The sequence below is a fragment of the Fictibacillus halophilus genome, from assembly GCF_042680145.1.
GTDB lineage: Bacteria > Bacillota > Bacilli > Bacillales > Fictibacillaceae > Fictibacillus > Fictibacillus halophilus_A.
The window spans coordinates 1,691,910-1,717,450 of record NZ_JBHTNQ010000001.1 but is presented as its reverse complement, the minus strand read 5'-3'; the positions used below and the strand labels follow the sequence as shown (position 1 = coordinate 1,717,450).

The window sequence follows — 25,541 nt, the reverse complement described above, 5'->3', positions numbered from 1 at the left end:
TTTTTTTGGAGTGGTGAAGAAGTGAAGATAGATGTTTGCATAATTGGAGGCGGTCCATGCGGCTTAGCAGCAGCAGTGGCATTGCAGAAGAAAGGCATATCGTATTGTGTGATCGAAAAGGGAAATGTGGTCAATACGATTTATCAGTATCCTACCCATCAAACCTTTTTTAGTTCGAGCGAAAAGCTGGAAATAGGGAATTTCCCCTTTGTTCATGAACAGCGAAAACCTAACAGAATTCATGCGTTAACTTATTATAGAGAAGTGGTTAAACGGCATAAGCTTAATATTCATACTTTTACGAAGGCAAATTCTGTTTTTAAGAATAACGATTGTACATTTACGATAGCTGCCTTTAATCGGAAAAATGAGGAAATCCAATATGAAGCAAAATATGTAATCATTGCAACTGGCTACTATGATAACCCTAACATGATGAATATTAAGGGAGAAGACTTGCCTCATGTTCATCATTATTTTAAAGAAGGTCACCCATATTATGATTTGGATGTTGCAGTAATTGGGGGTAAAAATTCTGCGATCGATGCCGCTTTGGAACTGCAGAAAGCAGGAGCACGCCCTCACGTTTTTTATAGAGGCAGTGAGTATTCTCAAAGTATAAAGCCCTGGGTGCTTCCTGAATTTGAAGCGTGCGAAAAAGCAGGAACCATTAAAATGACGTTTAATGCCTGTCTCAAATCGATTACTGATGAGGGGATCTTTGTTGATATAAAGGATGAAGAAAAATATTTCCCTTTTCATGCTGTTTTTGCTATGACCGGCTATCATCCAGATCACGATTTTATTTCAAAGATGGGCGTAAACATTGATTCCGAAACAGGGCGTCCTTATTATTGTGAGGAAACCATGGAAACAAATGTGGAAGGATTATTTATAGCAGGTGTAATCGCAGCAGGAAACAATGCTAATGAGATCTTTATAGAAAATGGAAGATTTCATGGAGAAATGGTAGCTAAGACGATTCTGGAAAGAGAAAAAAGCCGATAATCCTTATGGATTTCGGCTTTTCTTATCATAAATTACTCAAGAAACAGCTGCTGCAGCTTTTCAGAAGAATTTGTACTTTCAAGTGCGATCATAAGTTTAAGACGAGCTTTTTGTCCGTTCAAACCATTAGAGAAGATGACTCCGAGCTCTTTCAAATGTTTCCCGCCGCCTTCATAGGAATAAATGTCTTGTGCAATTCCATTGAAGCATCTGGAAACGAGTACAACTGGTATCTGCCGTGAGATAAGTTCTTTAATTGCGGGAACTGTAGCAGGAGGCAAATTGCCCTGGCCAAGTGCTTCAATTACAACACCGTCAGCAGATTTTGATGCGGAATTTATCAATTCTCCATCCATTCCTGCATAGGCTTTTAATAATATGACGTTTTTAGAAAAATGTTTTATTTGAAACCGGCTTGAACGCAAAGGGGTATGATGAAAGAGTACTCCTCTTTTTGTAACGATTCCAATTGGTCCGTACTGCGGGCTTTGAAAAGTAGCGATGTTGCTCGTATGCGTCTTTGTCACGTTTTTAGCAGAGTGGATTTCATCATTAAATACGACAAGAACACCTTTGCCTAATGATTGATGATCGCAGGCAACTCTCACAGAAGAAATAAGATTATAGGGTCCATCAGAGCCGTGTTCGTTGCTGGACCTCATTGCGCCAGTAACAATGACAGGAATCGGAGTTTCTAAAATCAGGTCAAGAACGTAAGCTGTTTCTTCTAGTGTATCTGTACCATGTGTGATTACTAGCCCGTCATATCGATCTGCTTCTGTCTGCTCGTTAATAAACGAAGCAAGTTCAAGCATGTGAAAAGGGGTAATATGAGGAGAAGGCAGGTTAACGTAGTTCTTTACCACGATTTCGGCTATATCAGACAGTTCTGAGATTGTGGCTTCAAGTGGATGTGTCTCTTTTGTATTGACACCGCCTGTGTTCTTATTCTCTTCCATTGCAATTGTTCCGCCTGTATGAATCAGTAATATTTTATTCAATATTGCCGCCCTCCTTGTTCTTAGTGTTCTCTATTCCACTTCTTAAAATATCATGTTACGATAGAAAAAAACAGTAGAAAAGAGGCAGGACATGCTAGCTGTAATTTCTGCAGCGGTGGCTCCGGCTATTGCTCTATTATCATTTTTTTACCTTAAGGATAAATATGAAACTGAACCTTTATCATTAGTAATAAAGGTCTATATATTTGGAGTTCTTCTCGTATTTCCTGTAATGGTCCTGCAATTTGGATTTAAGGAAGAGATGAACGTCCCTTTATTTGCCGATGCCTTTTTAGTCAGCGGAGCACTTGAGGAATTTTTAAAGTGGTTCTTAGTCTTTTATGGTGTTTACCTTCATGAAGAATTTAATGAACCATATGATGGAATCGTATATGCAACTGCATTATCACTAGGCTTTGCATCATTGGAAAACATCTTTTATCTGTATACATTCGGGATCGAAGAAGCATTGATCCGTGCGCTTCTTCCGGTAAGCGGGCATGCTCTGTTTGGAGTTATCATGGGTTTTTATCTAGGGAAAGGGAAATTTTCTTCTGGAAAGAAGAAAGTCATTTATTTAAGTCTTTCACTTATAATCCCTGTTTTTCTTCATGGAACATTTAATTTCTTGCTTCTATCAAACACCAAATATATCTTCTTCTATATGTTCCCGTTCATGATTTTCTTATGGTGGTTCGCCTTAAGAAAAGTAAGGATTGCTAATTCATCATTAAATCCATATCGAAACGCAGATGCTAAGACCGGTATTTAACCGGTCTTTTTTGATTTCTTCTACAATGAGACTTTGAAATTGAATAAAAAAAACCGGATTACAAATGATACATGTATAACAAGAAATGGAGATTAAAATTACAGGAGGCTAACTTTCTCATGAAAAGAAATTCAGCTTACATAAAGGGAGCATTTTTTGCAATCGCCCTTTGTTTTGGGTTATTTGCTGGATTTGGTCAAAACAATGCACATGCGTTTTCGAACCAAGTCATACAAAAAGGAGCAACTGGAGACGATGTAGTTGAACTTCAATCCCGTCTTCAATATTTAGGCTTTTACACAGGAAACATTGACGGTGTTTTTGGGTGGAGAACTTATTGGGCATTACGAAACTTCCAATATGAATTTGGTATGGATATAGACGGCTTAGCCGGATCGACAGCGAAGCAAAAACTTGTGAAAGCTTCTAAGTATGATAAAGCCTGGGTAAATAAGCAAATTAATTCAGGAAAGAAATTTTCATACTATGGGGGAGTTCAAAAGAGCAAACAGACGAAAAGCGGAGGTGCCAAAGGCGGGGCTGCAAAAGGTACAGCGAAGGGCACAGCACAAGGCAAAGCTGGAGGAGGACAAGCAAAAGCTAAACCAGCACAAGTAAAACCTGCTAAAAACATCCCAGATGGCTATTCGCAAAATGACATTAATTTAATGTCAAATGCTGTTTATGGCGAAGCACGTGGTGAACCTTACATCGGGCAGGTAGCAGTTGCAGCTGTAATCATTAACCGTGTTGAGAGTTCAGCTTTTCCAAACACTGTTTCTGGTGTTATTTTTGAACCCGGTGCTTTTACAGCAGTTGCTGACGGACAAATTTACCTAACCCCTAATAAACAGGCCAGAAAAGCGGTAATGGACGCTTTAAATGGCTGGGATCCAACGGGTGAAGCAATTTATTACTTTAATCCTGATACAGCAACTTCAGGCTGGATCTGGGGACGTCCTCAAATCAAGAAAATCGGAAAGCACATTTTTTGTAACTAATAAAGGGGTGAACATATAATGATACGCACAATCCTTATTGCACTGTTGTTCGTTGCTGTAGCAGGGACAGGATATTGGGGCTATACAGAGCACCAAGAAAAGAATGCTGTTCTTCTGCAGGCAGAAAATAACTATCAGCGGGCTTTCCATGATCTGAATTTCCATGTTGATTCACTTCATGACAAGATTGGAGAAACGCTGGCTATGAACTCCAGAAACCAGCTTTCACCTGCATTAGCTCAAGTTTGGAGATTAACATCTGAAGCTCATAATGATGTAGGACAGCTCCCATTAGCTCTGCTTCCTTTCAATAAAACAGAAGAATTCTTAGCAAAAATGGGAGAATTCAGTTACAGAACGGCAGTTCGAGATCTAGATAAAAATCCATTATCTGATAAAGAATATAAGACTTTGAAGGACTTGTACGCCAACGCAACAGAAATACAGAATGAGCTCCGCAAAACAGAATCATTGGCTCAAAAGAACAATCTCCGCTGGATGGATGTAGAAATGGCGTTGGCAACAAATAAGACGCAGGAAGATAATACGATAATCGATGGTTTTAAAACCGTAGATAAGAATGTTGAAGGATATTCAGAAGTGAATTTCGGTCCTGAAGTATCCAACATGATGAAGATGAAAAACCGTGATCTAAGCCAGTTAAAAGGAAAAAAGATTACGAAAGAAGAAGCTAAAAAGATTGCTATCGAGTTTTTCGATCTTAAGAAAAATGTAAAGATAACAGTTGAAAAATCAGGTAAAGATGCGAAATACGATGCCTATTCACTAACTCTTTACAACCCAGATACTAAAGGTACAACTTATATGGACATTACACAGAAAGGCGGTTACCCGCTTTATGTGCTCTATGACCGCAGTGTAGGCAAGCCGAAAATCTCACTGAATGACGCCATGTTACAAGCTGAAGACTTCTTGAAAAAGCATATGGAGAGCAAGATGGAAATGGTATCGAGTGATCAATATGACAATATTGCTGTTTTCACCTATGCAAGGCTAGAAGATGATGTGCGAATCTATCCAGAAGTGGTTACAGTAAAAGTCGCCCTCGATAACGGAGATATTATGGGTTATGAAGGTACTGACTTCCTGCTCGCGCATCAGGATAGACGAATTCCAGAATTCAAAATTACGGAGAAAGAAGCAAGAAAAAATCTGAATCCGAAGTTTGAAGTAAAAGAAGTAAGCAAGGCATTGATAAGAAATGATATAAATGAAGAGGTTTTCTGCTATGAATTCCTTGGGGTACTTGGAAATGAAACATATCAAGTGTTCATCAATGCAGAGAATGGAAATGAAGAAGAAGTTAAAAAACTGAAAGAAGCAGAACCTTCTTATAATGAGATTTAAATAAAAGGCTCATTTCTAAAAGATTGTTGCATTTCAACATTTTTTGTGGAGTACGCTTCTTTGATTAGTTGATTGGAGCGTAAGGTGCGAGACTCCTGCGGGATCAGTGGGACAGGTGAGACTCCTAAAATGCGCAAAGCGCGAGGAGGCTCACCGCCCGCCCCGCGGAAAGCGAGCACCTGAAGCGGAAACCAACATCTTCTCATAGCAACATCGTTTACGAAAACAGCCAGATAAAAAAGCAAAATTTCGTTTTTTGAAATTTTGCTTTTTCTTTTTTTTAATAACTGTCATAATAAGGTAAGGCTATAGAAAAGCAATTTTGGGGGAAGATTTTATGATTGCTGTAGGGGAACCGTTATATTTGCAACCGTTATTTTCAGATAAAAAGGATAAATACAGGTGCAAGATTTGTGAAGTGAAAGATGATCGGATTTATATCGATTATCCAAGCAATGAAATAACAAATCGTACAGAATATTTTTTTGATGGCACGCAGTTTAAAGCATCATTTGTGGACAAGGAAAAGAATGTTTTTACATTTCGCACAGAACTGCTGGGCAGGAAGATTGAGAAGATACCAGTATTAATAATTGCCTCTCCCAAAGAGGAAGATATACATAAGATTCAGCGAAGAGAGTTCGTCCGGGTTGAAACATTATTGGATACAGCGGTGAGAAATTTGGATGATTCTTACCCTCCATTTAATTCTGTCGTGCTTGACCTGAGTGCCGGGGGAATGCTTTTATCTCTGCCGGTAAAACATAATGTGTCAAAAGGTGATATGCTGGAATGTTTAACTGTTCTTCCTATGCAATCAGGTGAGAAAATTTACCTGGATCTTCAGTGTAAAGTTTTGAGGATCTTAGATGGACATGCGAATGATAGACAGAGGGCACCGCTCCAGTTCGAATCGATTGATCAAAAATCAAGACAGCATATTATAAGATTCTGTTTTGAACAGCAGCTTTTAATGAAAAAAAAGGAAACAACCATTTAGAATAGCTTTCTTTTTTCGGGGAAAACTACTCCCGAAAAGAAGGTGACTAAGATTAAAAGGTTAGACAGGTTATTAATTCAGCTTGCTATCGCTCATTTTATTTTATTATTGATCGCACAAGTTTTCTTAGAGATTCCTTCGTTCAAAATGTACACGAATAAAAGCATTTATTATGAAGGTGTCATAAAAGGTGAAAGAGAACCTGCTTTGGAAACAATAGACCGTTAAGCAAGAATTGTGATAAGATAGATATAGAATTAATCTGTCATTTTCAGATTATGTACAGAAAAAAGCAGGGGGAAGTTTACCTGCTTTTATTGCTATGTATGCATTGTCATAGGTATGGGGTAGGAGGAAACATGAAAAAATTATTATCGATTGCCATTGATGGCCCTGCAGGTGCAGGAAAAAGCACGGTAGCAAAGCAAGTAGCTGAGCGCCTTTCTTTTATTTATATTGACACTGGTGCCATGTACAGGGCATTAACTTATAAAGCTCTTTCCTTAGGGGCGGATTTAAATGATGGGATCGCTCTTGAATCAGTTCTTCAGACAACACAGATCGAATTGGTGAAGACAGAAGCAGGTCAAGCTGTATATCTTGATGGAAAGGATGTATCAGAAGCAATCAGGTCAGCAGAAGTAACAAATAATGTATCTTTTGTTGCCCGGCAAAAAGAAGTACGGATTGAAATGGTGAAAAGACAGCAGCAGCTTGCTGAATCAGGCGGAGTAGTCATGGATGGCCGTGATATCGGTACACATGTGATGCCTAATGCTGAACTGAAAATCTTCTTGATCGCCTCAGTAGATGAACGCGCCCGCAGAAGATATGAAGAGAATCTTGCAAAAGGGTTCCCAGCAGATTTTGAACTGTTAAAAAGTGAAATTTCACTTCGGGACAAAAGAGACAGCGAAAGAGAAGCTGCTCCATTAAGAAAAGCAGAAGATGCTATTGAACTGGATACAACAAGCATGACCATCGAAGAAGTAGTCTCAAGCATTCTTAATTTTGCAGAGGAAAGGGCACGTTAATATGAAGCTTTATTCTTTCGGAAAATGGCTTTGCGGTACTTATTTTAAGAGTTCTTTTAAACCTGAAATAATCGGGGCAGAAAATATGCCGGATACTGGCGGGGTTTTGCTCTGTACAAATCATATTCACAACTATGACCCTCCACTTGTTGGAGTTGCTTCACCAAGGGATGTTCACTTCATGGCGAAAGCAGAACTTTTTTCGGTGCCAGTATTAAAACATATTTTGCCTAAAATTAATGCATTTCCTGTAAAAAGGGGAATGAGCGATAAGACAGCTTTAAAAACAGGCATGAACCTTTTAAAAGAAGGAAAGGTAGTAGGCCTCTTTCCTGAAGGGACCAGAAGCAAAACAGGTGAGATCGGTGAAGGTTTGGCGGGTGCAGGATTCTTTGCGCTTAAATCCGAAGCACATATCGTCCCTTGTGCAATAGTGGGCGAGTATAAAAAGGGTAAAAGCTTAAAGATTATCTTTGGCAAGCCGATAGACTTTTCACATTTACGCGAGCAAAAAGCTTCCGCTAAAGAAGCTACAGAGCTTATAATGAAACATATAGCACAGTTGAAAAAAGATAACGAATAAGTTTGTTCTTTACAATGTTAATGTTCTTTCAAAGCGAAAGTTCAATAAATTATTTTTTAATTTTTTGAGGAGGCCACGAACATGACAGAGGAAATGAGCACGAGTTTAACAAATGCTACCCAAGCTGAAACAGGCGAAATCGTTAAAGGGACGGTTTTGAAAGTAGAAGACAAACACGCGTTAGTTGATATCAGCGCTAAACAAGACGCATTTTTGCCAATTAATGAGGTTTCAAGTCTTTTTATTGAAAAGGTAAGTGATGTGTTAAATGAAGGAGATCAAATCACTGTTAAAGTGCTTTCTCATACAGAGGACAAGCTGCTTGTATCTAAAAAAGCGGTAGACAGTGAAAAATCCTGGTCAGAGCTTCAAGAAAAATACGACGCGAAAGAAACGTTTGAAGTTACAGTTCACGATGTAGTAAAAGGCGGACTGGTTGTAGATTTAGGAGTACGTGCATTTATTCCTGCCTCAATGGTTGAATCTCATTTTGTAGAAGACTTTTCAGATTATAAAGGTAAAAAGCTTTCGGTTAAAATTGTAGAGCTTGATACTGAAAAAGGGCGTGTCATATTATCACACCGTGCTGTAACTGAAGAGGAAGAAGCGGGAAGAAAGCAAGAAATCTTAGACCGCCTAGCTCCAGGAGAAATCATCGAAGGTAAAGTTCAGCGTCTGACGGACTTTGGTGCCTTTGTTGATATTGGCGGAGTGGATGGATTAGTCCATGTATCACAGCTTTCTCATAATCGTGTAGATAACCCATCTGAAGTATTAAGCGAAGGTCAAACAGTTAAAGTAAAAGTTCTTTCTGTAGACCGCGATAATGACAGAATTTCACTTTCAATTAAAGAAACACAGCCTGGACCGTGGGAAGAAGCTAGTTCTTCTATTACACCTGGAAGTGTCATTGAAGGTACAGTGAAACGAATCGTTGCTTTTGGTGCATTTGTTGAAGTGGCACCGGGGATTGAAGGACTCGTGCACATTTCAGAGATGGCAAACCGCCATATTGGCAACCCAAGTGAAGTCGTTAAAGAAGGACAGCAAGTATCTGTAAAAGTGCTTGATGTAAACAGTAAAGAAAAAAGAATGAGCTTAAGTATGAAAGCTGTTCAAGATGAAAAAGAAAAAGAAAATCTTAAACAAAACCTTCCAAAAGAAGAAAAAGGATTTTCGTTAGCTGAGATGATTGGCGACCAGCTAAAAGAATACAAGTAATTTTTATTGAAAGCTCCCGATTATTATCGGGGGCTTTTTTTGCAGCGATTAAGCACGTGAAGAAAGTGGCATAATGCTATCGAGGTGAAATTCATGAATGATGGTATACTGTTTTATTGGTTCATGTGGATCGGATGGGTTGTAACAACCTTTTTAATTGAAAGAAATCCATTCAGAAATGCAGTGATTTTCATTTTGCTTCCAGGAATAATATTGTCTGGTTATGACATCCCCTTTTCATTGGGAACTGTTAATGCAGCTTTTGCCTACTTTTTAATCATCGGACTTGTTCATGTTATCCGCAGTACAGGTGAGCTTCTCTATTATTTAGCTGTAAGTTTTATTATAGCTGTAAGCTATGTAACGATTCAGATTTTTGCGCTTTATGATCCGGCTAAACTGTTTATTGATAAAAAGTATTTGCTAATAATTTTTCTTTCAGCTGTGCTGTTTCTTATTTCAAAACGAAATATTGATTTATTTTATATTCCCTTAATAGGTATTTTTATTGGAGATTCATTATATCAGTTATTGATCTTCAGGCTTACCGGATACTTAGAAATAGGTTCGATGTTTGTATTGGATTTGCTGGCTTCATCTACAATGATTCTGTTTTGTATGGTAATATTGGTAGATATGTTCAAAAAATTAAGGCGTGTCTCTTATAAAAAGGTTAATCCAGCAAAGCCGATATGATGGAAACCTATTATTATTAAGTTGTCTAAGACCTCAAGAATTTGCTAAAATAAGTGGACTTGTCTAATTTTATTGTAACTTTACAAAGTAATGATGAATTCATAAAGAAATGATTGATTTGATCAGGAAAAAAAGGGAAGTGTCAACATGACTAAACCAGTTTTAGCCATAGTAGGAAGACCTAATGTAGGGAAATCTACTATATTTAACAGAATTGCCGGAGACCGCATATCCATTGTAGAAGATATGCCAGGTGTTACCCGTGACCGCATCTATAGTTCAGCGGAATGGCTGAATACCGAATTTAACTTAATCGATACAGGCGGAATTGAAATCAGTGATGCACCGTTCATGAGCCAGATGAAGGAACAAGCAGAACTAGCTATTGAAGAAGCCGACGTTATCTTGTTCTTAGTAGATGGCATGAATGGAATTACAGCAGCCGATGAAGAAGTAGCCAAAATGCTTTTCCGTTCAAAAAAGCCTGTTGTATTAGGTGTGAATAAAATTGATAACCCGGAAAGAAAAGAATTGTTATATGAATTTTATAGCCTAGGAATGGGTGAACCGATCGGAGTGTCTGGTACTCATGGAATCGGACTTGGAGATCTGCTGGATCAAGTTGTCAGTCATTTTCCTGAAACTGTTGAAGAAGAAAAGGACGATGATACGATTTATTTCTCATTAATCGGCAGACCGAATGTGGGTAAATCTTCTTTAGTAAACGCAATTTTAGGGAAAGAGCGCGTTATAGTAAGCAACATTGCAGGTACAACTCGTGATGCAATTGATTCCAGTTTTGAGAAGGAAGATCAAAAATATGTAATTATCGATACAGCTGGAATGCGGAAGCGCGGAAAAGTGTACGAGACTACTGAAAAATACAGTGTTATGCGAGCTATGAAAGCAATTGAACGTTCAGATGTCGTCTTGATGGTCATTGATGCAGAAGAAGGCATCATCGAGCAGGATAAAAAAGTCGCTGGCTTTGCTCATGAAGCAGGAAAAGCGGTCGTTATTGTAGTGAATAAATGGGATGCCATCGAAAAAGATGATAAAACGATGCAAAAATTTGAGCAGAAGATTCGTGATCATTTCCTTTACTTATCATATGCACCGATCGTTTTCGTATCTGCATTAACGAAACAGAGACTTCATCATCTGTTCCCGGTGATTAATCAGGTTGCCGAAAACCATTCATTAAGAGTGCAAACGAATATATTGAATGAGGTTATCATGGATGCAGTTGCGATGAATCCTGCACCGATGGATAATGGAAAACGGTTAAAGATAAACTATGCAACTCAAGTAGCTTCTAAACCGCCTACATTTGTTATTTTCGTTAATGATCCTGAGCTTTTCCACTTCTCTTATAAGAGATTTTTAGAGAACAGGATTCGTGAAACATTCGGATTTGTAGGTACACCAATCAAAATTTTTGCAAGAAAGAAAAATGATTAAGGTAAAAGTATGATGTGGATTCTCCTCATCTTATTATCTTATTGTTTAGGTTCTATCAGCTTTAGTTATTTGCTTACAAAGCTGTTAAAAAATGAAGATATCAGGAACCATGGAAGCGGCAATGCAGGTGCCACCAACACATTAAGAGTACTTGGAAAGGGACCTGCCATTGCTGTCCTCCTTTTAGACAGTTTGAAAGGGATATTATCTGTTTTTGTACCATTATGGCTAGGATTTAGTCCAAACATCGCAATACTGTGTGGTTTTGCAGCTGTAATTGGTCATAATTATCCAGTCTTCTTTGGATTCAAGGGAGGAAAGGGAGTTGCAACAACAATCGGTGTTTTTGCAGCTATATCTTTCTTCCCATCTCTATTAGCAGGTGTTATTGCTATTCTTACGATTTGGATAAGCCGGTTTGTTTCTTTAGGATCGATCGTTTTTTTAATCCTTACACCTTTCTTTATGCTGTATCACTATAGCCTGCCATTTACTGCGATTTTAACGGGCGGCTGTATCTCAGCTGTTTCAGTCTGGCGTCATAGGGGAAATATACAAAGGCTGCTAAAAGGGACCGAACGCAAAATTTAATAATTTGGAGTGTGACATGTATGGATAATGTTGCTGTGTTAGGGGCTGGAAGCTGGGGGACAGCTCTTGCTATCGTATTAGCTGATAATGGTCACAATGTCCGCTTATGGGGACGCAGAGAAGAACAAGTATCCGAGATTAATGAGGAACATCGCAACGAAAAATACTTGCCTGGTATTGAGCTTCCTAATAGTATAAAAGCTTCTGTAAAGCTTGAAGAATGTATAGAAGGTGCAGATATCATCGTACTTGTTACTCCTACAAAAGCGATGAGGGATGTTCTCGGCCAGCTGAAGAATTCACTAACTCGTAAAGTTACGATCGTTCACGCGAGCAAAGGTATTGAACCTGGTACATATAAAAGAATTTCAGAAATCATTGAAGAAGAACTGCCTTCGTCGCTTCTAGAAGCAGTGGTTGTGCTTTCTGGCCCAAGCCACGCGGAGGAAGTTTCTTTAAGACAGCCAACGACTGTAACTGTATCTTCTGAAAAGATAGAAGCATCAGAAAAAGTTCAAGATCTGTTTATTAACCAAAATTTCCGTGTTTACACGAACCCTGATGTAATTGGTGTTGAGCTTGGTGGTGCACTAAAGAATATCATCGCTTTAGGAGCAGGTCTATCTGATGGATTAGGCTACGGAGATAACGCTAAGGCAGCATTGATCACCAGAGGACTTGCGGAAATTGCACGGCTTGGAACGCATATGGGAGCTAATCCTCTTACTTTCTCAGGTTTAACGGGCATTGGCGATTTAATTGTAACTTGTACAAGTGTACATAGCAGAAACTGGCGTGCAGGCAATATGCTTGGAAAAGGGATGGCACTCGACGATGTTCTGGATAATATGGGAATGGTCGTTGAAGGGGTCAGAACAACTCAAGCCGCTTTCGAATTAAGCAAGAGAGAGCAAGTTGAAATGCCGATTACACAAGTGCTTTACGATGTTCTTTTTAACAATAAAGGTGCAAAGCAGGCCGTAGATGAGCTGATGCAGCGCACACGCACACATGAAGTTGAAGATGTTTCATCCTTAAAAAGCTAATCCGAATAGGCGAGTGTCTAAAAAAATTTAGGCAATCGCCTTTTTTCTTTTCACCCTTCTTGTGACACTGCATACGATAGGGATGAAAAGGAAGTGGGAGGAGGACTTCAGGTGGAACGTGAACAACAATTTTTTGACAAGATCGAGAAAAAAACGAGTGTTAAAAAGGACGATATTTTCAAACTTGCACAATCCGTAAGCGGTTCTAATTTACGTGATGAGCGCACGATTCGAATGCTGATTTCCCAAGTATCTTCTATGGCTGGGGTAGCTGTCACGAAACAGAAAGAAGACCAGATCGTTCAGGCTGTTTTGAATAATAACATCCCTCTAGATCTGGCAACTCTATCTAAAATGTTCGAAGGAAAATAGCGGCTGTATAAAAGCTGTTAAAAGTTTATTCTGCGTCTGAATAATAAGTTATTGAACGAAAAACAAGGGAGTATTTAGTCAAATACCCGGTGGCTGCCGGGTATTTTTTTTGTCTTACGAGCGTAAGGTGAGGGGTATCTAATGCGCGGAATTTGTTAGAGTGTGTCAACTCGTGGTTATTTTTTAATTAACGTGTGATTATTTAAATTAACGTGAGAAAAAAATGAACTAACGTGGGATTATTGCATGTTACCGTGGGAATTCTTGTTTTACTACCCTTAGGGGTATTTTAGCAAAAAACACTTTCTTTAGCTGAAGCTGTTTTATAAGCAAGGGTTACGGCAACTGACCAATAGGTGAGATAAGCCTAGTTTTATTTCTATACGAAATGAAGTTTAAAGAAATAGATCAAATTATGCTATAATGTACGCTGTGGACAAGGAGGATACATATGAGTGAAGGTTTATTGAAAATGTGGGTGGCATTATCAGCCATCGGTCTAATGTTTATTGCAGTTTTTTCAATCATGTTCAGCCGTTCTAAACTATCTGGTGTTATTCAGGGAGTCGTTTCTTTTTTTGCTTGGATCTGTATGATAGTGGCTGGAATACTAATTATAATCGTCGTTTTTAGCGGACCTGTACAAGGGTAGAGGAGGAGATCAATTTGCAAAAAAAATGGCTGATTCCTTTACTGCTTATCCTTTTTACTCTCTCAGGATGTTTATATCCTGAAGAACGGAAGCTGCAAAACCGCATGCCTTATCAGGATCAGATCACAGCTGTACAGACAGCTGTTGAAAACTTTCAAAAAGATACTGGTGTATTGCCTATTAAAACAAAAGAAGCAGACACAGATATCTACCAAAAATATTTAATTGATTTTAATAAACTCGTTCCAAAATATATGCAGGAACCGCCCGGTAATTCTTATGAAAAAGGCGGTACATTCCAATATGTACTTATAGATGTCGAAACAAAACCAACTGTTAAACTGGCAGATCTTGTTTTAACAGATAAAGTTCAGGATGTACAGGTTGCTTTAAACATATATATGGATAAACACCGTTACCCCCCTTTTAAAAAGATTGAGGAACAAGGAAGATACACCCTTGATTATAAAAAATTAGGATTTAAAAAAGATCCATTCATCACCAGTCCTTTTACGGGCAAGAAATTGCCTATGATGGTAAACGGCGATGCGAAAATTTTTATAGATTATAGAAAAGACTTAAAACCTGCGATTGAGAGCTATAAAGATGAACTGAGCAAGCACGATGATATCCGTCATCTGCTAGCAGAACATTCCTTTTTTGTACCGGTCTATTCAGTTCCATATAAAGTTGAAAACAAAGAGCCTGTTTTTTTAATAAAATAGGCATGAACTCTCCCTTTTTCTAATACATTCATAGAAAAGGCGGAGAGATTTTTTTTGGATATCCTTATAACGAAACAAGCTTTATAGTTTCATCGGTAGGCACAGTAGTGCGCCCTCCCGTTTTAATGGAACTATACAACAGAGAAAAGAGGTTCCAATAAAAATTTCCGTTCCTTTGTCATAATCAATAGGACAAAATCATACGATGTATTGTCCAAGACTAGCATTCGGAACTTTATTTGGATCGGGAGGGAAACGAATGGAAAAAATCGATATTTTTAAAGATATCGCCGAAAGGACGGGCGGAGATATCTACTTAGGAGTAGTGGGAGCAGTAAGAACGGGTAAGTCTACATTTATTAAGAAATTTATGGAGCTAGTAGTCCTGCCTAACATTGAAAATGAAGCAGAACGTCAGCGAGCTCAGGATGAATTGCCGCAAAGTGCAGCTGGACGCACCATTATGACCACTGAACCCAAATTTGTTCCAAACAATGCGGTAAAGATTAATGTTGGGGAAGGTCTTGATGTAAATATCCGTCTCGTAGACAGTGTTGGATACGCTGTTCCAAGTGCAAAAGGGTACGAAGATGAAAATGGCCCTAGAATGATTCATACACCTTGGTATGACGAGCCGATTCCGTTTCATGAAGCTGCTGAAATCGGAACAAGGAAAGTTATTCAAGAACATTCAACACTTGGGGTTGTCGTAACTACGGATGGCTCAATCGGAGAAATTCCGAGATATGATTATGTAGAATCAGAAGAACGAGTTGTTAATGAGTTAAAAGAGGTAGGAAAACCGTTCATTATGCTGATCAATTCAACTCATCCGCACCATCCGGATACACAGCAGCTTCGTAATGAACTTTGTGAGAAGTATGACATTCCAGTACTTGCAATGAGTGTTGAGGGGATGACGGAACACGATATTAACAATGTTCTTCGTGAAGCTTTATACGAGTTCCCTGTATTAGAAGTAAATGTAAATCTTCCAAGCTGGGTTATGGTGCTAAGAGAGAATCATTGGCTGCGAGAAAGCTATGAAGAAGCAGTAAGAGAAACAGTTCAAGATATTAAACGTTTGCGTGATGTTGATAAAGTGGTAGGCTTCTTCGCAAACTATGACTTTATTGATGATGCAAGACTCGCAGGAATTGAAATGGGTCAAGGGATTGCAGAGATCGATCTTTTTGCACCGGATTACTTGTACGATCAGATCTTAAAAGAGGTTGTTGGGGTCGAAATTCGAGGGAAAGATCATCTTCTTCAACTTATGCAGGAATTTGCGTATGCAAAGACAGAGTATGATCAAGTGGCAGATGCGCTAAGAATGGTGAAGCAAACAGGATATGGAATTGCTGCTCCTGCTATCACCGATATGAGCTTGGATGAGCCGGAAATTATCCGTCAGGGCTCTAGATTCGGGGTTAGACTTAAGGCTATCGCACCTTCGATCCATATGATTAAAGTTGATGTGGAATCCGAATTCGCACCGATTATTGGAACAGAAAAACAAAGTGAAGAAATGCTAAGATATTTAATGCAGGATTTTGAAGAAGATCCGCTGTCAATCTGGAATTCTGATATCTTTGGACGCTCGTTAAACTCTATCGTAAGAGAAGGAATACAAGGAAAGATTTCATTAATGCCGGAAAATGCAAGATATAAATTAAAAGAGACGCTTGAACGTATTATTAATGAGGGATCAGGCGGTTTAATTGCCATTATTTTATAACTTTGAGACTCCTATAACCAGGAGTCTTTTTTTGGTGTTCTTTTGTGGGTTCGTTTAGTTATTCTGAAAGTAGTTGTTCTCCGCTCCAGGTTTCCGCTTTCCGCGGGGTGTGCGGTGAGCCACCTAGGCACTTTGCGCCATTAGGTGTCTCACCTGTCACACTGATCCCGCCGGAGTCTCGCGCCTTCTGCTCCAATCAACTATTCAAGGAGCAATATATTTGATAGCAATAAACAAAAGATGTATGCAGCTTGTTTGTGTATGGGTCTGTGAGTAATTGAAAGTAGTTGTTCTCCGCTCCAGGTACTCGCTTTCCGCGGGGTGTGCGGTGAGCCTCCTTGGCGCTTTGCACCATTCGGAGTCTCACCTGTCACACTGATCCCGCCGGAGTCTCGCACCTTCTGCTCCAATCAACTATTCAAGGAGCAATATATTTGATAGCAATAAACAAAAGATGTATGCAGCTTGTTTGTTTGTGCATGGCTCTGTGGGTAGTTGAAAGTAGTTGTTCTCCGCTCCAGGTGCCCGCTTTCCACGGGGCGTGAGGCATGGCCCTTCTTGAAACCGTGCATTTAAGAGGTTTTGCCTGACGCGTTGCTCCTGCAGGAGTCAAACACCTTGCACTTCAAACATTACGGATTTTGTTTCCATGATAAAAATAGTAAAAAGGGCTCGGAAAAAAAGGTAGACTTTTATACCTTTTAAACTCGTTTTTTGTAAAAAAAGGTCAAAAAATAAGGAGATTTAAGGGTCGAATCGCTAAAAACGTCGAAAAAAGATTGAATTCTTTAAATGAATCGTATAATATAAGGCTTGTTACAGATAAAATAAGTAAAATCCTGTATATTACTTATGAAATTAATACTTTAAAAAAATATTTCACTACCGATATACCTGTAGAGAATTCCTTGAGAGGAGGTGAATGGAATGAACAAGACTGATCTTATCAACGCAGTATCTGAGCAAGCTCAGCTTTCTAAGAAAGATGCATCTAAAGCAGTTGACGCTGTTTTCGAAGCGATCACTGGCACTCTTCAAAGCGGAAGCAAGGTGCAGCTTATCGGTTTTGGTAACTTTGAAGTTCGTGAGCGTGCAGCTCGTAAAGGCCGCAACCCGCAAACTGGACAAGAAATCGAAATCTCTGCAAGCAAAGTTCCTGCTTTCAAACCAGGGAAAGCCCTTAAGGACGCTGTTAAATAATTAATACATAGGGCAAAAAGACCGTGATTCGTTCACGGTCTTTTTTTATTGTTCAAAATGAGGTCATCACCTGCATCACTGTTAGCAGTTAAAATTTCATTTAATCAGCGAAAGCTCTCTTTTAATCAATTCAGATCATAATACATCAAACTGTTAAACTCTTCATCTTCCACTCATGCTGTAAGGGTTTTCTCCTTTTGCTATTCTTTCAGCAGTATGCTAAAATTTTGCTATTGTGTTATTGGAATTGGAGGACAAAGAGCGTGGCAGAAGTTCAACGTGAGAAAATTGAAACCGCAGTAAAAATGATACTTGAAGCTATTGGGGAAGACCCTGAAAGAGAGGGTTTAATAGATACACCGAAACGTGTAGCAAAAATGTATGAGGAAGTCTTTCAAGGATTGAACCAAGATCCAAAAGAACACTTTGCAACTATTTTTGGAGAAGATCACGAAGAATTAGTACTTGTGAAAGATATACCTTTTTATTCAATGTGTGAACATCACCTTGTACCTTTCTTTGGCAAGGCTCACATAGGTTACATACCAAAAGGCGGTAAAGTTACTGGATTGAGCAAACTAGCCAGAGCAGTGGAAGCTGTAACAAAAAGACCACAGCTGCAAGAAAGAATTACTTCAACGATTGCAAACAGCCTGCTTGAAACACTTGAACCGCATGGTGTTATTGTTGTAATCGAGGCAGAGCATATGTGTATGACGATGCGCGGCGTGAAAAAGCCTGGTTCAATGACTGTTACTTCTGCAGTTAGAGGTGTTTTTGAAAAAGATGCAGCAGCAAGGGCAGAAGTATTAAGCCTGATTAAAAACTAAGGAGGGTTTCCAATAATGAAATCAGAATTTGACTTTTTTGTTATAAAAGCTAAAGAAAATGGTGTAAATGTAATTGGATTAACCCGAGGAACAGAAACAAGATTTCACCACTCAGAAAAATTGGATAAAGGTGAAGTGATGATCGCGCAATTTACCGAGCATACTTCTGCTGTAAAAGTAAGAGGAAAAGCAGTTATATACACTAAGCACGGTGAAGTAGATACAGAATCCTAAGAAAAGCTTAAAAGTACAATCAACTTACCGTTGGCAGGAATGTTTGATAAATACATGCTGATGGATAGGCTAGGCGGGCAGCCTAGTTTTCTTTATGTCCGAAATACGATTGAATCCATAAATAATTGGCGACTATGTTATAATAATGAGGCGCATTTCGCTGTATCTTTGGAGGTATATGATGAACAACAGGGAAAAAATTCAACGTTTAAAACAGCATACACTTTTATTGATGCAGCATAGTTATGTCGATAAGTTTCTGCAGCCTCCAGTTTTTGATGAAGCGAAAGTGTTTATAGCGCACTGTCTGCTTAGTGAACTTGAATTGGATGAAGCTGTTGAAGCTGAATATTTCAGTTCAATACTTTTGATACAGTCTGCACTTAACCGGCATGAAGATATTCTCGATGAAGACATTGCTTCACATAAAAAGAGAAGGCAGCTCGTTGTTTTATCTGGAGACTATTTTAGCAGCCTTTACTATCTGTTATTATCCCGGTGCGAAAATTTAGATTTGATTTCGAAGCTGTCAAATGCTGTCCAAAAAATAAATGAACATAAATCTTCTATGCATCATCAAATTAAAATCAAAAAAAGCAGTGTGGAATACATAAAAACTGCAGGTCAAATTGAAAGCTTATTGTATATAAAAGCTGCAGAATCGTTTGGTCTGCAAAAGTATATTCCGTTCATAGAGCGTTATCTTCTCATATCCCTCTATCAAAGCAAGGAAAAGAGAATGTCGCTGAACGAGGATCAATTAGTGTTTTTAAAATCGTGTGAAACAGATTTGCGAGAAAAAAGAGTTGAGATGCCTCATGTCTTCCAGCGGGAAGACTGCAGCATTTATAAATGTATTGAAAATGACTTAATGTTAGGAGAGGGTTAATCCGATGTTGAGTAAAGAAGAACGGGTTCACTCTGTATTTGAAAAGATATCAGATCAATATGATTATATGAACGACTTGATCAGCTTCAAACAGCATAACAGATGGCGAAATGACACAATGAAACGACTCAGTGTTAAACCGGGTGACAATTGTCTGGATGTCTGCTGCGGAACTGGAGAATGGACATTTGCGCTTGCTGAAGCTGCAGGTGAAAGCGGACATGTAACAGGTCTGGACTTTAGTGAAAACATGTTGAAGGTTGGACGGGAGAAATTAAAGAAACGTTCTCTTCCCCAAGTAGCTTTTATACATGGGAATGCAATGGAGCTGCCTTTTGGAGATAACACTTTTGATGTTGTAACAATCGGTTTTGGACTCAGAAACGTACCTGACTATTTTCAGGCGCTTAAGGAAATGGCAAGAGTAGTGAAACCAGGAGGAAGAGTGGTTTGCCTGGAAACATCACATCCGACAGTACCAATTTTCAAACAGATTTTCAAATTTTACTTTACGTATATAATGCCTGTCTTTGGAAAGCTATTCGCAAAAAGCTATCAAGAGTACTCTTGGCTGCAAGAATCAACTGAAGCTTTTTTGACAAAAGATGAACTAAAAGATCTTTTTCAAAAATCTGGTTTGACCGAAGTTGAAGTAAAATCGTATGCATTAGGTGCTGCTGCTATGCATACAGGTAAAAAACCGCAATAGAAGAGAGCGTTGAAGTGTGTGGAAAAAATTTAAGATTATTTTAGAAATGATTAAGTTTGAACATACCATTTTTGCTCTCCCTTTTGCCTATTTAGGTGCAATAATGGGGAGCCTTGTTGAAGAAGGAACCATGCCCTCACTATCTGAATGGGTATGGATTACGTTAGCTATGGTTGGTGCAAGAAGTTCTGCAATGGCCCTGAACCGGGCGATAGATTCAGAGATTGATGGAGCAAATCCTAGAACAAAGACTCGTGCTATTCCTGCAAAACTTTTAAAAATAGGTGAAGTATACTTATTTATCGCAGTGTCTCTAGCGTTATTGCTTGTTAGTGCTTACCAGCTTAATGCACTTTCTGTAAAGCTGCTTCCGCTTGCTGTCTTTTTTCTTGTTATTTACTCTTATACGAAGCGTTTTACTTATCTGTGCCACATTGTCCTTGGGATTACAATTGCACTCGCACCCCTCGGTGGATGGGTTGGTGCAACAGGTACATTAAGTCAGGAAGCATTTCTATTGTTTTTCGGTGTGCTTTTTTGGACGGCAGGTTTTGACGTGATTTATGCAACACAGGATGCGGAATATGACAAGTCACATGGCCTATATTCTATTCCATCTGCATTTGGCATTGCAAAAGGGCTGATTACTGCCAGGTGGCTTCATGCTGCTAGTTTCATAGCTTTCATTACACTTGGTGCAGTGTCAGGGATGGGATGGATTTATTACCTCGGCGTCTTTATTTCAGGTGCTATCATGGTATATGAACATTCATTGGTAAAGCCTCATGATCTATCAAAGCTAGATGTTGCTTTCTTTACAATGAACGGTGTTTTAAGTGTTGTTATGTTTATTTTTTCAATAGGGGACCTTTTATTATGAAAACTTTTACAATAGGAATTACCGGTGCCAGCGGTGCTGTATATGGTATTAGACTTGTACAGGAAATTCTGAAGAGCGGACACAAAGTGCATCTTGTTGTGACTGAAGCAGGATGGCAAGTCTTTAGAGAAGAGCTTCTTTGGGATACTGAGGACCGGGAAGCTTGCTTGGAAGAACACTTTGCTTCATTTGGCAGTGAACGCTTCCATTATCATACGCTGCGCGATTTTAATGCGCCAATCGCGAGCGGATCTTATCAGAATGACGGAATGGTTATCATACCTTGTTCAATGGGTACTTTGTCAGGGATAGCGCATGGAGCTTCTGGCAATCTGTTAGAGCGTACGGCAGATGTTATGCTGAAAGAAGGCAGAAAGCTTATCTTAGTTCCAAGAGAAACTCCGCTCCATAAGATTCACCTGGAAAATATGATCAAAGTTACTGACGCTGGGGGTAAGATCGTTCCAGCCATGCCTGGTTTTTATCATCTGCCTAAGTCGATGGACGATTTAGTAAATTTCCTTGTAGGGAAAGTCTTGGATAACTTAGGCGTTCACCATGAATTGTTTACACGCTGGGGAGACTGATAGATTATGAACATTGGGGAAATAAGCTATACAAACATCATACCCCTATATTTTTATTTGGATAGAGAACGATTAAAGGAGAACGGTGTATCAATAACAGATGCCGTTCCTTCTAGAATTAACCGGCTGATGGAAGAAAAAAAGGTAGACATTGGAGGGATTTCCTCTTTTTCTTTTGGAAAAAATGCAGAACGTTATAGCCTTATCCCAGACTTATCGGTTTCTGCTTTCGGAAAAGTCAATTCTATCTTTTTGTTTTCGAAATACCGGTTAGAAGAGTTAGGCGGAAAAAAGGTAGCTTTAACGTCCAGCTCTGAAACATCTGTTGCCTTATTAAAGATTATCACGCAGCAATTTTACAGAATTGAGCCTACTTTCGAAGTGGAAACACCGCATTTCGAAAAAATGATGGAGCTGTATGATGCTTGTCTCCTGATTGGTGATGATGCAATTTCAGCCAAAAGAAAGAACGGAAGCTATCATGTGTATGACCTTGGGGAAATCTGGTATCAAGAAACAGGACTTCCGATGGTTTTTGCTGTGATGGCCTATCGTAAAGAGATGGAAACAGAAAAGAGAGAATTGCTCTCTTATGTTGGTCAAAGTATGACAGAGAGCAAAGAGCGCTGTCTCCGAGAAAATTTCGCACCTGTTGTTGAACGTGCAGTCATGGAGCATGGCGGAACTTTTGACTTTTGGGAATCATATTTTAATGGGTTAAATTATGGGTTTAATGGCGAACATGAAAAAGGACTAAGTGTTTATTTTCAGCTTGCTAAAGAGTGCGGATTGTTGCAGACAATACCCTCTATCTTAAAGTTTTCGTATAAGTAACGGGCGATAGGGTGAAATAAAAGTGAAGTTAAAAGACTTATACTCATTTTTAAAAAAAGATTTACAGCAAATAGAAGATCAGCTCGCGGTGTCGGTTAGTTCTGACCAGCCTATGATTCATACAGCAGGCATGGAGTTATTAAATGCAGGGGGAAAAAGAATCCGCCCTGTATTTGTTCTGCTTTCCGCTCAGTTTGGTACATATAACATCAACCATGTAAAAAAGCCTGCAGCAGCACTAGAGTTAATCCACATGGCCTCTCTTGTCCATGATGATGTCGTAGATGATGCTGACATGAGAAGAGGAAGACTGACTGTAAAGGCAAAGTATGACAGTAAAATCGCCATGTACACGGGTGATTACATTTTTGCTTCTGCTCTAAAGTTAATGACGGATATCGAAATTCCACGTGCACATCAGATTCTGGCGCAAGGAATGAAAGAGATGTGTCTAGGAGAGATAGAACAGATTAACGAACAATTTGATACCAATCAGAACATAAGAAAATATTTTAAGCGGATCAAACGTAAGACGGCTTTGCTGATTGCATTAAGCTGTCAATTAGGAGCGATCACATCAAAAGCGGATGTTTCCCTTCAGAAAATGCTTTATGAGTTTGGCTATTGTGTTGGAATGGCCTTTCAAATTACGGATGATATCTTAGACTTTACAGCATCAGAAAAACAGCTTGGAAAACCTGCAGGAAGTGATTTAAAGCAAGGAAACATAACACTTCCGGCTTTATTCACGATCTGCGAATATCCTGAAGTTAAAGAAAAGCTGAATCTGTATTATCAAAATGAAGATTCCGAGCTCCTTGCTGAGCTATTAAAAGATATTAAAAGCCTTGGGGGGATTGAGTATGCATCCCGAATCTCCGAAAAGTACCTGAATCGTGCTAAAAAGGCGGCACGGTCTTTACCTGACACGGATGCAAGAGACAGCTTGCTGAAAGTAGCAGATTATATTGCTGGCCGGAAATTTTGAGCCATTGCTAATTTTTAAAATTTTTGGTACGATTTCTCTGGGGAACTTGTCCCACATATACTATACATAGATGATAGGAGAGGGAATACATGGAAAAAACGTTTTTAATGGTTAAACCAGATGGCGTTCAACGTGCGTTAATCGGAGAAATCGTATCCCGTTTTGAAAAGAAAGGTTTTCAGCTAGTTGGTGCGAAACTAATGAACATTTCTGAGGATCTTGCAAAAGAACATTACGGTGAGCACAAAGAGCGTCCGTTCTTTGGAGAGCTTGTAGACTTTATTACTTCTGGACCTGTATTTGCAATGGTTTGGGAAGGTAAAGACGTTATTTTAACTGCTCGTAACATGATGGGCAAAACGAACCCTGCTGAAGCAGCTCCTGGTTCAATCCGCGGTGACTATGCTGTACAAGTAAGCAACAATATCATCCACGGTTCAGATTCTGCTGAAAGTGCAGAGCGCGAAATCGGTTTGTTCTTTAAAGAAGAAGAACTAGTTTCTTATGATAAAGCTGTTTCTGTTTGGATCTAATTTTTTTATGTAAAAATGAAAGCGTTTTAGCCGGCCATTGTGCCGGTTTTTGTATTTATTAGACTTTTGCCACAAACCCCTGTAGTTATTAGAAGTGGTTGCTTTCCGCTCCAGGTACTCGCTTTCCGCGGGGCGTGCGGTGAGCCCCATAGGCTATTCAAGTCTGCCGAGGTCTCACCTTCAAGGAAGTTTGTGTGCTCCTCCGTCTGAAAGCAAATCCGTACGAAGCGTGTTCCTCGTCGTATGCCTTGCAAGAAGTTTATTCAGGTGGTTGACACGCACCAGTCTCGCACCTTGCACTCCAATCAACTTATCAATGAAGTGAACGGAAAATAATCTTAGGCAACAATCTTTTAGAAATGTTCTTTTATGAAGAAAGTTTAAAGTCCGCCGATATAAGGGATATGAATCGTGAACAAAGCAGCATATGACTAACGGGAGAGAAATATATGGACTTGGACTATGAAGGATTTAAAAAGAATATTTTGCTAAAGACGGGAATTGATCTTTCAAAATATAAAGAAGCACAAATGAAACGGCGGCTGATCGCGTTAAGAGAAAAGAGGTCTTTCGATTCCTTTTCTGACTATTATCAATCGTTATCAAATGACAGAAATATGCTGGATGAATTTTTAGACAGAATGACGATCAATGTTTCTGAGTTCTATAGAAATCCTTCTCGCTGGGAAGTCCTTGAACAAAAAATCTTGCCGAGGCTATTAGGTGATCGTTTATCTTTAAAAGCATGGAGTGCAGCATGTTCGACAGGGGAAGAGCCATATACGCTTTCGATGATGCTTTCAGAATTTAAAGGAATCACCAACTTTTCTATTTTGGCGACAGATTTAGATGAACAAGTTTTAGAACACGCAAAAAACGGTTTTTACTTTGAAAAAGCTGTTCAAGATGTCCCAAATGTGAAAAAAAAGCGTTATTTTTCAAAGCAGGAACTCGGTTTAAAAGTAAGTGACGAAATAAAAAAACATGTAACATTCAGAAAGCAAAACCTTCTTTCCGATCCATTCGGGAAAGACTTTGACTTAATCGTCTGCCGGAATGTGATGATTTATTTTACAGAAGAAGCAAAAGCGGTTTTATATGGAAAATTCAGTAAAGCACTGCGTCCAGGTGGAGTATTATTTGTTGGAAGCACTGAACAGATCTTTAATCCTGGCTTGTACGGATTAGAATCAGAAGAACCATTTTTTTATAGAAAAAAATAATAATTTATTATATGGATTTCACTTTCTTATAGTTGACAGATTAAAATGAATGGTTTATTGTAACTGATAAGTTTAGAGCAATAGTTTAGAGTATTTAGAGCTTAGTTGAGACAAGTTGAGAGAGTTTGAGTGGAGCAGAGCCGAGAATGGAAATGTACATATACCATGCGGGTTATTTCTGCATGGCTTTTTTGTATCCTTTTTTATTAAGGAGTACATGGTCCATAAATGAATCGTCCTCTTATAAACCCCTCACTCTCCGTAATCTGCGGAGGTGTACTTTATGATCTTATCCTTTCATAACCCGCCTTGAACGATTGTTTTTTCTCATAGCAGAACAAAACAAAACGTTTAAAGGGGTGTTC

The 25,541-nt window shown here is 39.0% G+C and carries 29 protein-coding genes; 28 read left to right on the top strand and 1 reads right to left on the bottom strand.

Features of this window, described 5'->3' with window-relative positions:
- Positions 1-21 precede the first annotated feature (21 nt).
- A complete protein-coding gene (locus tag ACFQ4X_RS08845) occupies positions 22-1,008 on the top strand; it encodes a YpdA family putative bacillithiol disulfide reductase (RefSeq protein ID WP_379834504.1) in 987 nt (328 codons plus the stop codon).
- Between the two features lie 32 nt (positions 1,009-1,040).
- On the opposite strand, the gene ACFQ4X_RS08840 is transcribed toward ACFQ4X_RS08845, so the two are convergent.
- Positions 1,041-2,009 carry an asparaginase gene (locus ACFQ4X_RS08840; RefSeq protein WP_379834503.1) on the bottom strand — a complete coding sequence of 323 codons (969 nt, stop codon included), beginning with the start codon at positions 2,007-2,009 and terminating at the stop codon, positions 1,041-1,043.
- 91 nt (positions 2,010-2,100) lie between these two features.
- Here ACFQ4X_RS08840 and prsW point away from each other — a divergent pair, with 91 nt between their 5' ends.
- The 27 genes from prsW (at position 2,101) to ACFQ4X_RS08705 (ending at position 25,176) form a co-directional block, all read left to right on the top strand.
- On the top strand, positions 2,101-2,781 hold the full coding sequence (gene prsW, locus ACFQ4X_RS08835) for a glutamic-type intramembrane protease PrsW (RefSeq protein ID WP_379834501.1): 681 nt from the start codon (positions 2,101-2,103) through the stop codon (positions 2,779-2,781).
- 119 nt (positions 2,782-2,900) lie between these two features.
- The gene (gene sleB, locus ACFQ4X_RS08830; RefSeq protein WP_379834500.1) at positions 2,901-3,782 is read left to right on the top strand and encodes a spore cortex-lytic enzyme; all 882 of its coding nucleotides are present in this window, start codon (positions 2,901-2,903) and stop codon (positions 3,780-3,782) included.
- Between the two features lie 18 nt (positions 3,783-3,800).
- Entirely contained in the window at positions 3,801-5,150 is a 1,350-nt protein-coding gene (gene ypeB, locus ACFQ4X_RS08825) for a germination protein YpeB (protein WP_379834498.1), read from the top strand.
- Positions 5,151-5,487: 337 nt separating this feature from the next.
- Positions 5,488-6,150 carry a flagellar brake protein gene (locus tag ACFQ4X_RS08820; protein ID WP_379834497.1) on the top strand — a complete coding sequence of 221 codons (663 nt, stop codon included), beginning with the start codon at positions 5,488-5,490 and terminating at the stop codon, positions 6,148-6,150.
- Positions 6,151-6,192: 42 nt separating this feature from the next.
- On the top strand, positions 6,193-6,378 hold the full coding sequence (locus tag ACFQ4X_RS08815; protein WP_379834495.1) for a DUF5359 family protein: 186 nt from the start codon (positions 6,193-6,195) through the stop codon (positions 6,376-6,378).
- A gap of 131 nt (positions 6,379-6,509) precedes the next feature.
- Positions 6,510-7,184 (top strand): (d)CMP kinase, encoded by a 675-nt coding sequence (gene cmk, locus ACFQ4X_RS08810; RefSeq protein ID WP_379834494.1) that lies wholly within the window; start codon positions 6,510-6,512, stop codon positions 7,182-7,184.
- 1 nt (position 7,185) lies between these two features.
- Entirely contained in the window at positions 7,186-7,767 is a 582-nt protein-coding gene (locus ACFQ4X_RS08805; RefSeq protein WP_379834492.1) for a lysophospholipid acyltransferase family protein, read from the top strand.
- Between the two features lie 81 nt (positions 7,768-7,848).
- Complete coding sequence (gene rpsA, locus ACFQ4X_RS08800) at positions 7,849-8,988, top strand: 30S ribosomal protein S1 (protein ID WP_379834491.1); 1,140 nt, start codon at positions 7,849-7,851, stop codon at positions 8,986-8,988.
- Positions 8,989-9,081: 93 nt separating this feature from the next.
- Positions 9,082-9,684, top strand: coding sequence for a YphA family membrane protein (locus tag ACFQ4X_RS08795; RefSeq protein ID WP_379834489.1), 603 nt, complete (start codon positions 9,082-9,084; stop codon positions 9,682-9,684).
- A gap of 147 nt (positions 9,685-9,831) precedes the next feature.
- Positions 9,832-11,145, top strand: coding sequence for a ribosome biogenesis GTPase Der (gene der, locus ACFQ4X_RS08790; RefSeq protein WP_066290493.1), 1,314 nt, complete (start codon positions 9,832-9,834; stop codon positions 11,143-11,145).
- A gap of 9 nt (positions 11,146-11,154) precedes the next feature.
- Positions 11,155-11,736, top strand: a complete 582-nt coding sequence (gene plsY, locus ACFQ4X_RS08785) for a glycerol-3-phosphate 1-O-acyltransferase PlsY (protein WP_379834488.1) — start codon at positions 11,155-11,157, stop codon at positions 11,734-11,736.
- A gap of 20 nt (positions 11,737-11,756) precedes the next feature.
- The gene (locus tag ACFQ4X_RS08780; RefSeq protein ID WP_379834486.1) at positions 11,757-12,782 is read left to right on the top strand and encodes an NAD(P)H-dependent glycerol-3-phosphate dehydrogenase; all 1,026 of its coding nucleotides are present in this window, start codon (positions 11,757-11,759) and stop codon (positions 12,780-12,782) included.
- A gap of 111 nt (positions 12,783-12,893) precedes the next feature.
- A complete protein-coding gene (locus ACFQ4X_RS08775; RefSeq protein ID WP_188402033.1) occupies positions 12,894-13,154 on the top strand; it encodes a stage VI sporulation protein F in 261 nt (86 codons plus the stop codon).
- Positions 13,155-13,605: 451 nt separating this feature from the next.
- The gene (locus ACFQ4X_RS08770) at positions 13,606-13,806 is read left to right on the top strand and encodes a DUF2768 domain-containing protein (RefSeq protein ID WP_379834484.1); all 201 of its coding nucleotides are present in this window, start codon (positions 13,606-13,608) and stop codon (positions 13,804-13,806) included.
- Between the two features lie 14 nt (positions 13,807-13,820).
- Positions 13,821-14,531: a hypothetical protein gene (locus tag ACFQ4X_RS08765; protein WP_379834483.1), complete on the top strand. Its 711-nt coding sequence runs from the start codon at positions 13,821-13,823 to the stop codon at positions 14,529-14,531.
- 259 nt (positions 14,532-14,790) lie between these two features.
- On the top strand, positions 14,791-16,269 hold the full coding sequence (spoIVA, locus tag ACFQ4X_RS08760; RefSeq protein WP_066290479.1) for a stage IV sporulation protein A: 1,479 nt from the start codon (positions 14,791-14,793) through the stop codon (positions 16,267-16,269).
- Positions 16,270-17,196: 927 nt separating this feature from the next.
- Positions 17,197-17,469, top strand: a complete 273-nt coding sequence (locus ACFQ4X_RS08755; protein WP_066290474.1) for an HU family DNA-binding protein — start codon at positions 17,197-17,199, stop codon at positions 17,467-17,469.
- Positions 17,470-17,732: 263 nt separating this feature from the next.
- Positions 17,733-18,299, top strand: a complete 567-nt coding sequence (gene folE / locus ACFQ4X_RS08750) for a GTP cyclohydrolase I FolE (protein WP_066290471.1) — start codon at positions 17,733-17,735, stop codon at positions 18,297-18,299.
- Positions 18,300-18,314: 15 nt separating this feature from the next.
- Positions 18,315-18,533 carry a trp RNA-binding attenuation protein MtrB gene (gene mtrB, locus ACFQ4X_RS08745; protein ID WP_066241872.1) on the top strand — a complete coding sequence of 73 codons (219 nt, stop codon included), beginning with the start codon at positions 18,315-18,317 and terminating at the stop codon, positions 18,531-18,533.
- 181 nt (positions 18,534-18,714) lie between these two features.
- Complete coding sequence (locus ACFQ4X_RS08740) at positions 18,715-19,422, top strand: heptaprenyl diphosphate synthase component 1 (RefSeq protein WP_379834481.1); 708 nt, start codon at positions 18,715-18,717, stop codon at positions 19,420-19,422.
- Between the two features lie 4 nt (positions 19,423-19,426).
- Positions 19,427-20,131 (top strand): demethylmenaquinone methyltransferase, encoded by a 705-nt coding sequence (locus ACFQ4X_RS08735; RefSeq protein ID WP_379834479.1) that lies wholly within the window; start codon positions 19,427-19,429, stop codon positions 20,129-20,131.
- Positions 20,132-20,147: 16 nt separating this feature from the next.
- Positions 20,148-21,011, top strand: coding sequence for a UbiA-like polyprenyltransferase (locus tag ACFQ4X_RS08730; protein ID WP_379834477.1), 864 nt, complete (start codon positions 20,148-20,150; stop codon positions 21,009-21,011).
- Complete coding sequence (locus tag ACFQ4X_RS08725; protein ID WP_379834476.1) at positions 21,008-21,598, top strand: UbiX family flavin prenyltransferase; 591 nt, start codon at positions 21,008-21,010, stop codon at positions 21,596-21,598. The genes ACFQ4X_RS08730 and ACFQ4X_RS08725 overlap by 4 nt, the downstream gene beginning before the upstream one ends.
- 6 nt (positions 21,599-21,604) lie before the next feature.
- Complete coding sequence (locus ACFQ4X_RS08720) at positions 21,605-22,432, top strand: menaquinone biosynthetic enzyme MqnA/MqnD family protein (protein ID WP_379834474.1); 828 nt, start codon at positions 21,605-21,607, stop codon at positions 22,430-22,432.
- A 22-nt stretch (positions 22,433-22,454) separates the two neighbouring features.
- On the top strand, positions 22,455-23,420 hold the full coding sequence (locus ACFQ4X_RS08715) for a polyprenyl synthetase family protein (RefSeq protein WP_379834473.1): 966 nt from the start codon (positions 22,455-22,457) through the stop codon (positions 23,418-23,420).
- 89 nt (positions 23,421-23,509) lie between these two features.
- Positions 23,510-23,953 (top strand): nucleoside-diphosphate kinase, encoded by a 444-nt coding sequence (gene ndk, locus ACFQ4X_RS08710; RefSeq protein ID WP_066290459.1) that lies wholly within the window; start codon positions 23,510-23,512, stop codon positions 23,951-23,953.
- Positions 23,954-24,402: 449 nt separating this feature from the next.
- Complete coding sequence (locus tag ACFQ4X_RS08705; RefSeq protein ID WP_379834471.1) at positions 24,403-25,176, top strand: CheR family methyltransferase; 774 nt, start codon at positions 24,403-24,405, stop codon at positions 25,174-25,176.
- The last annotated feature ends 365 nt before the right edge of the window (positions 25,177-25,541 follow it).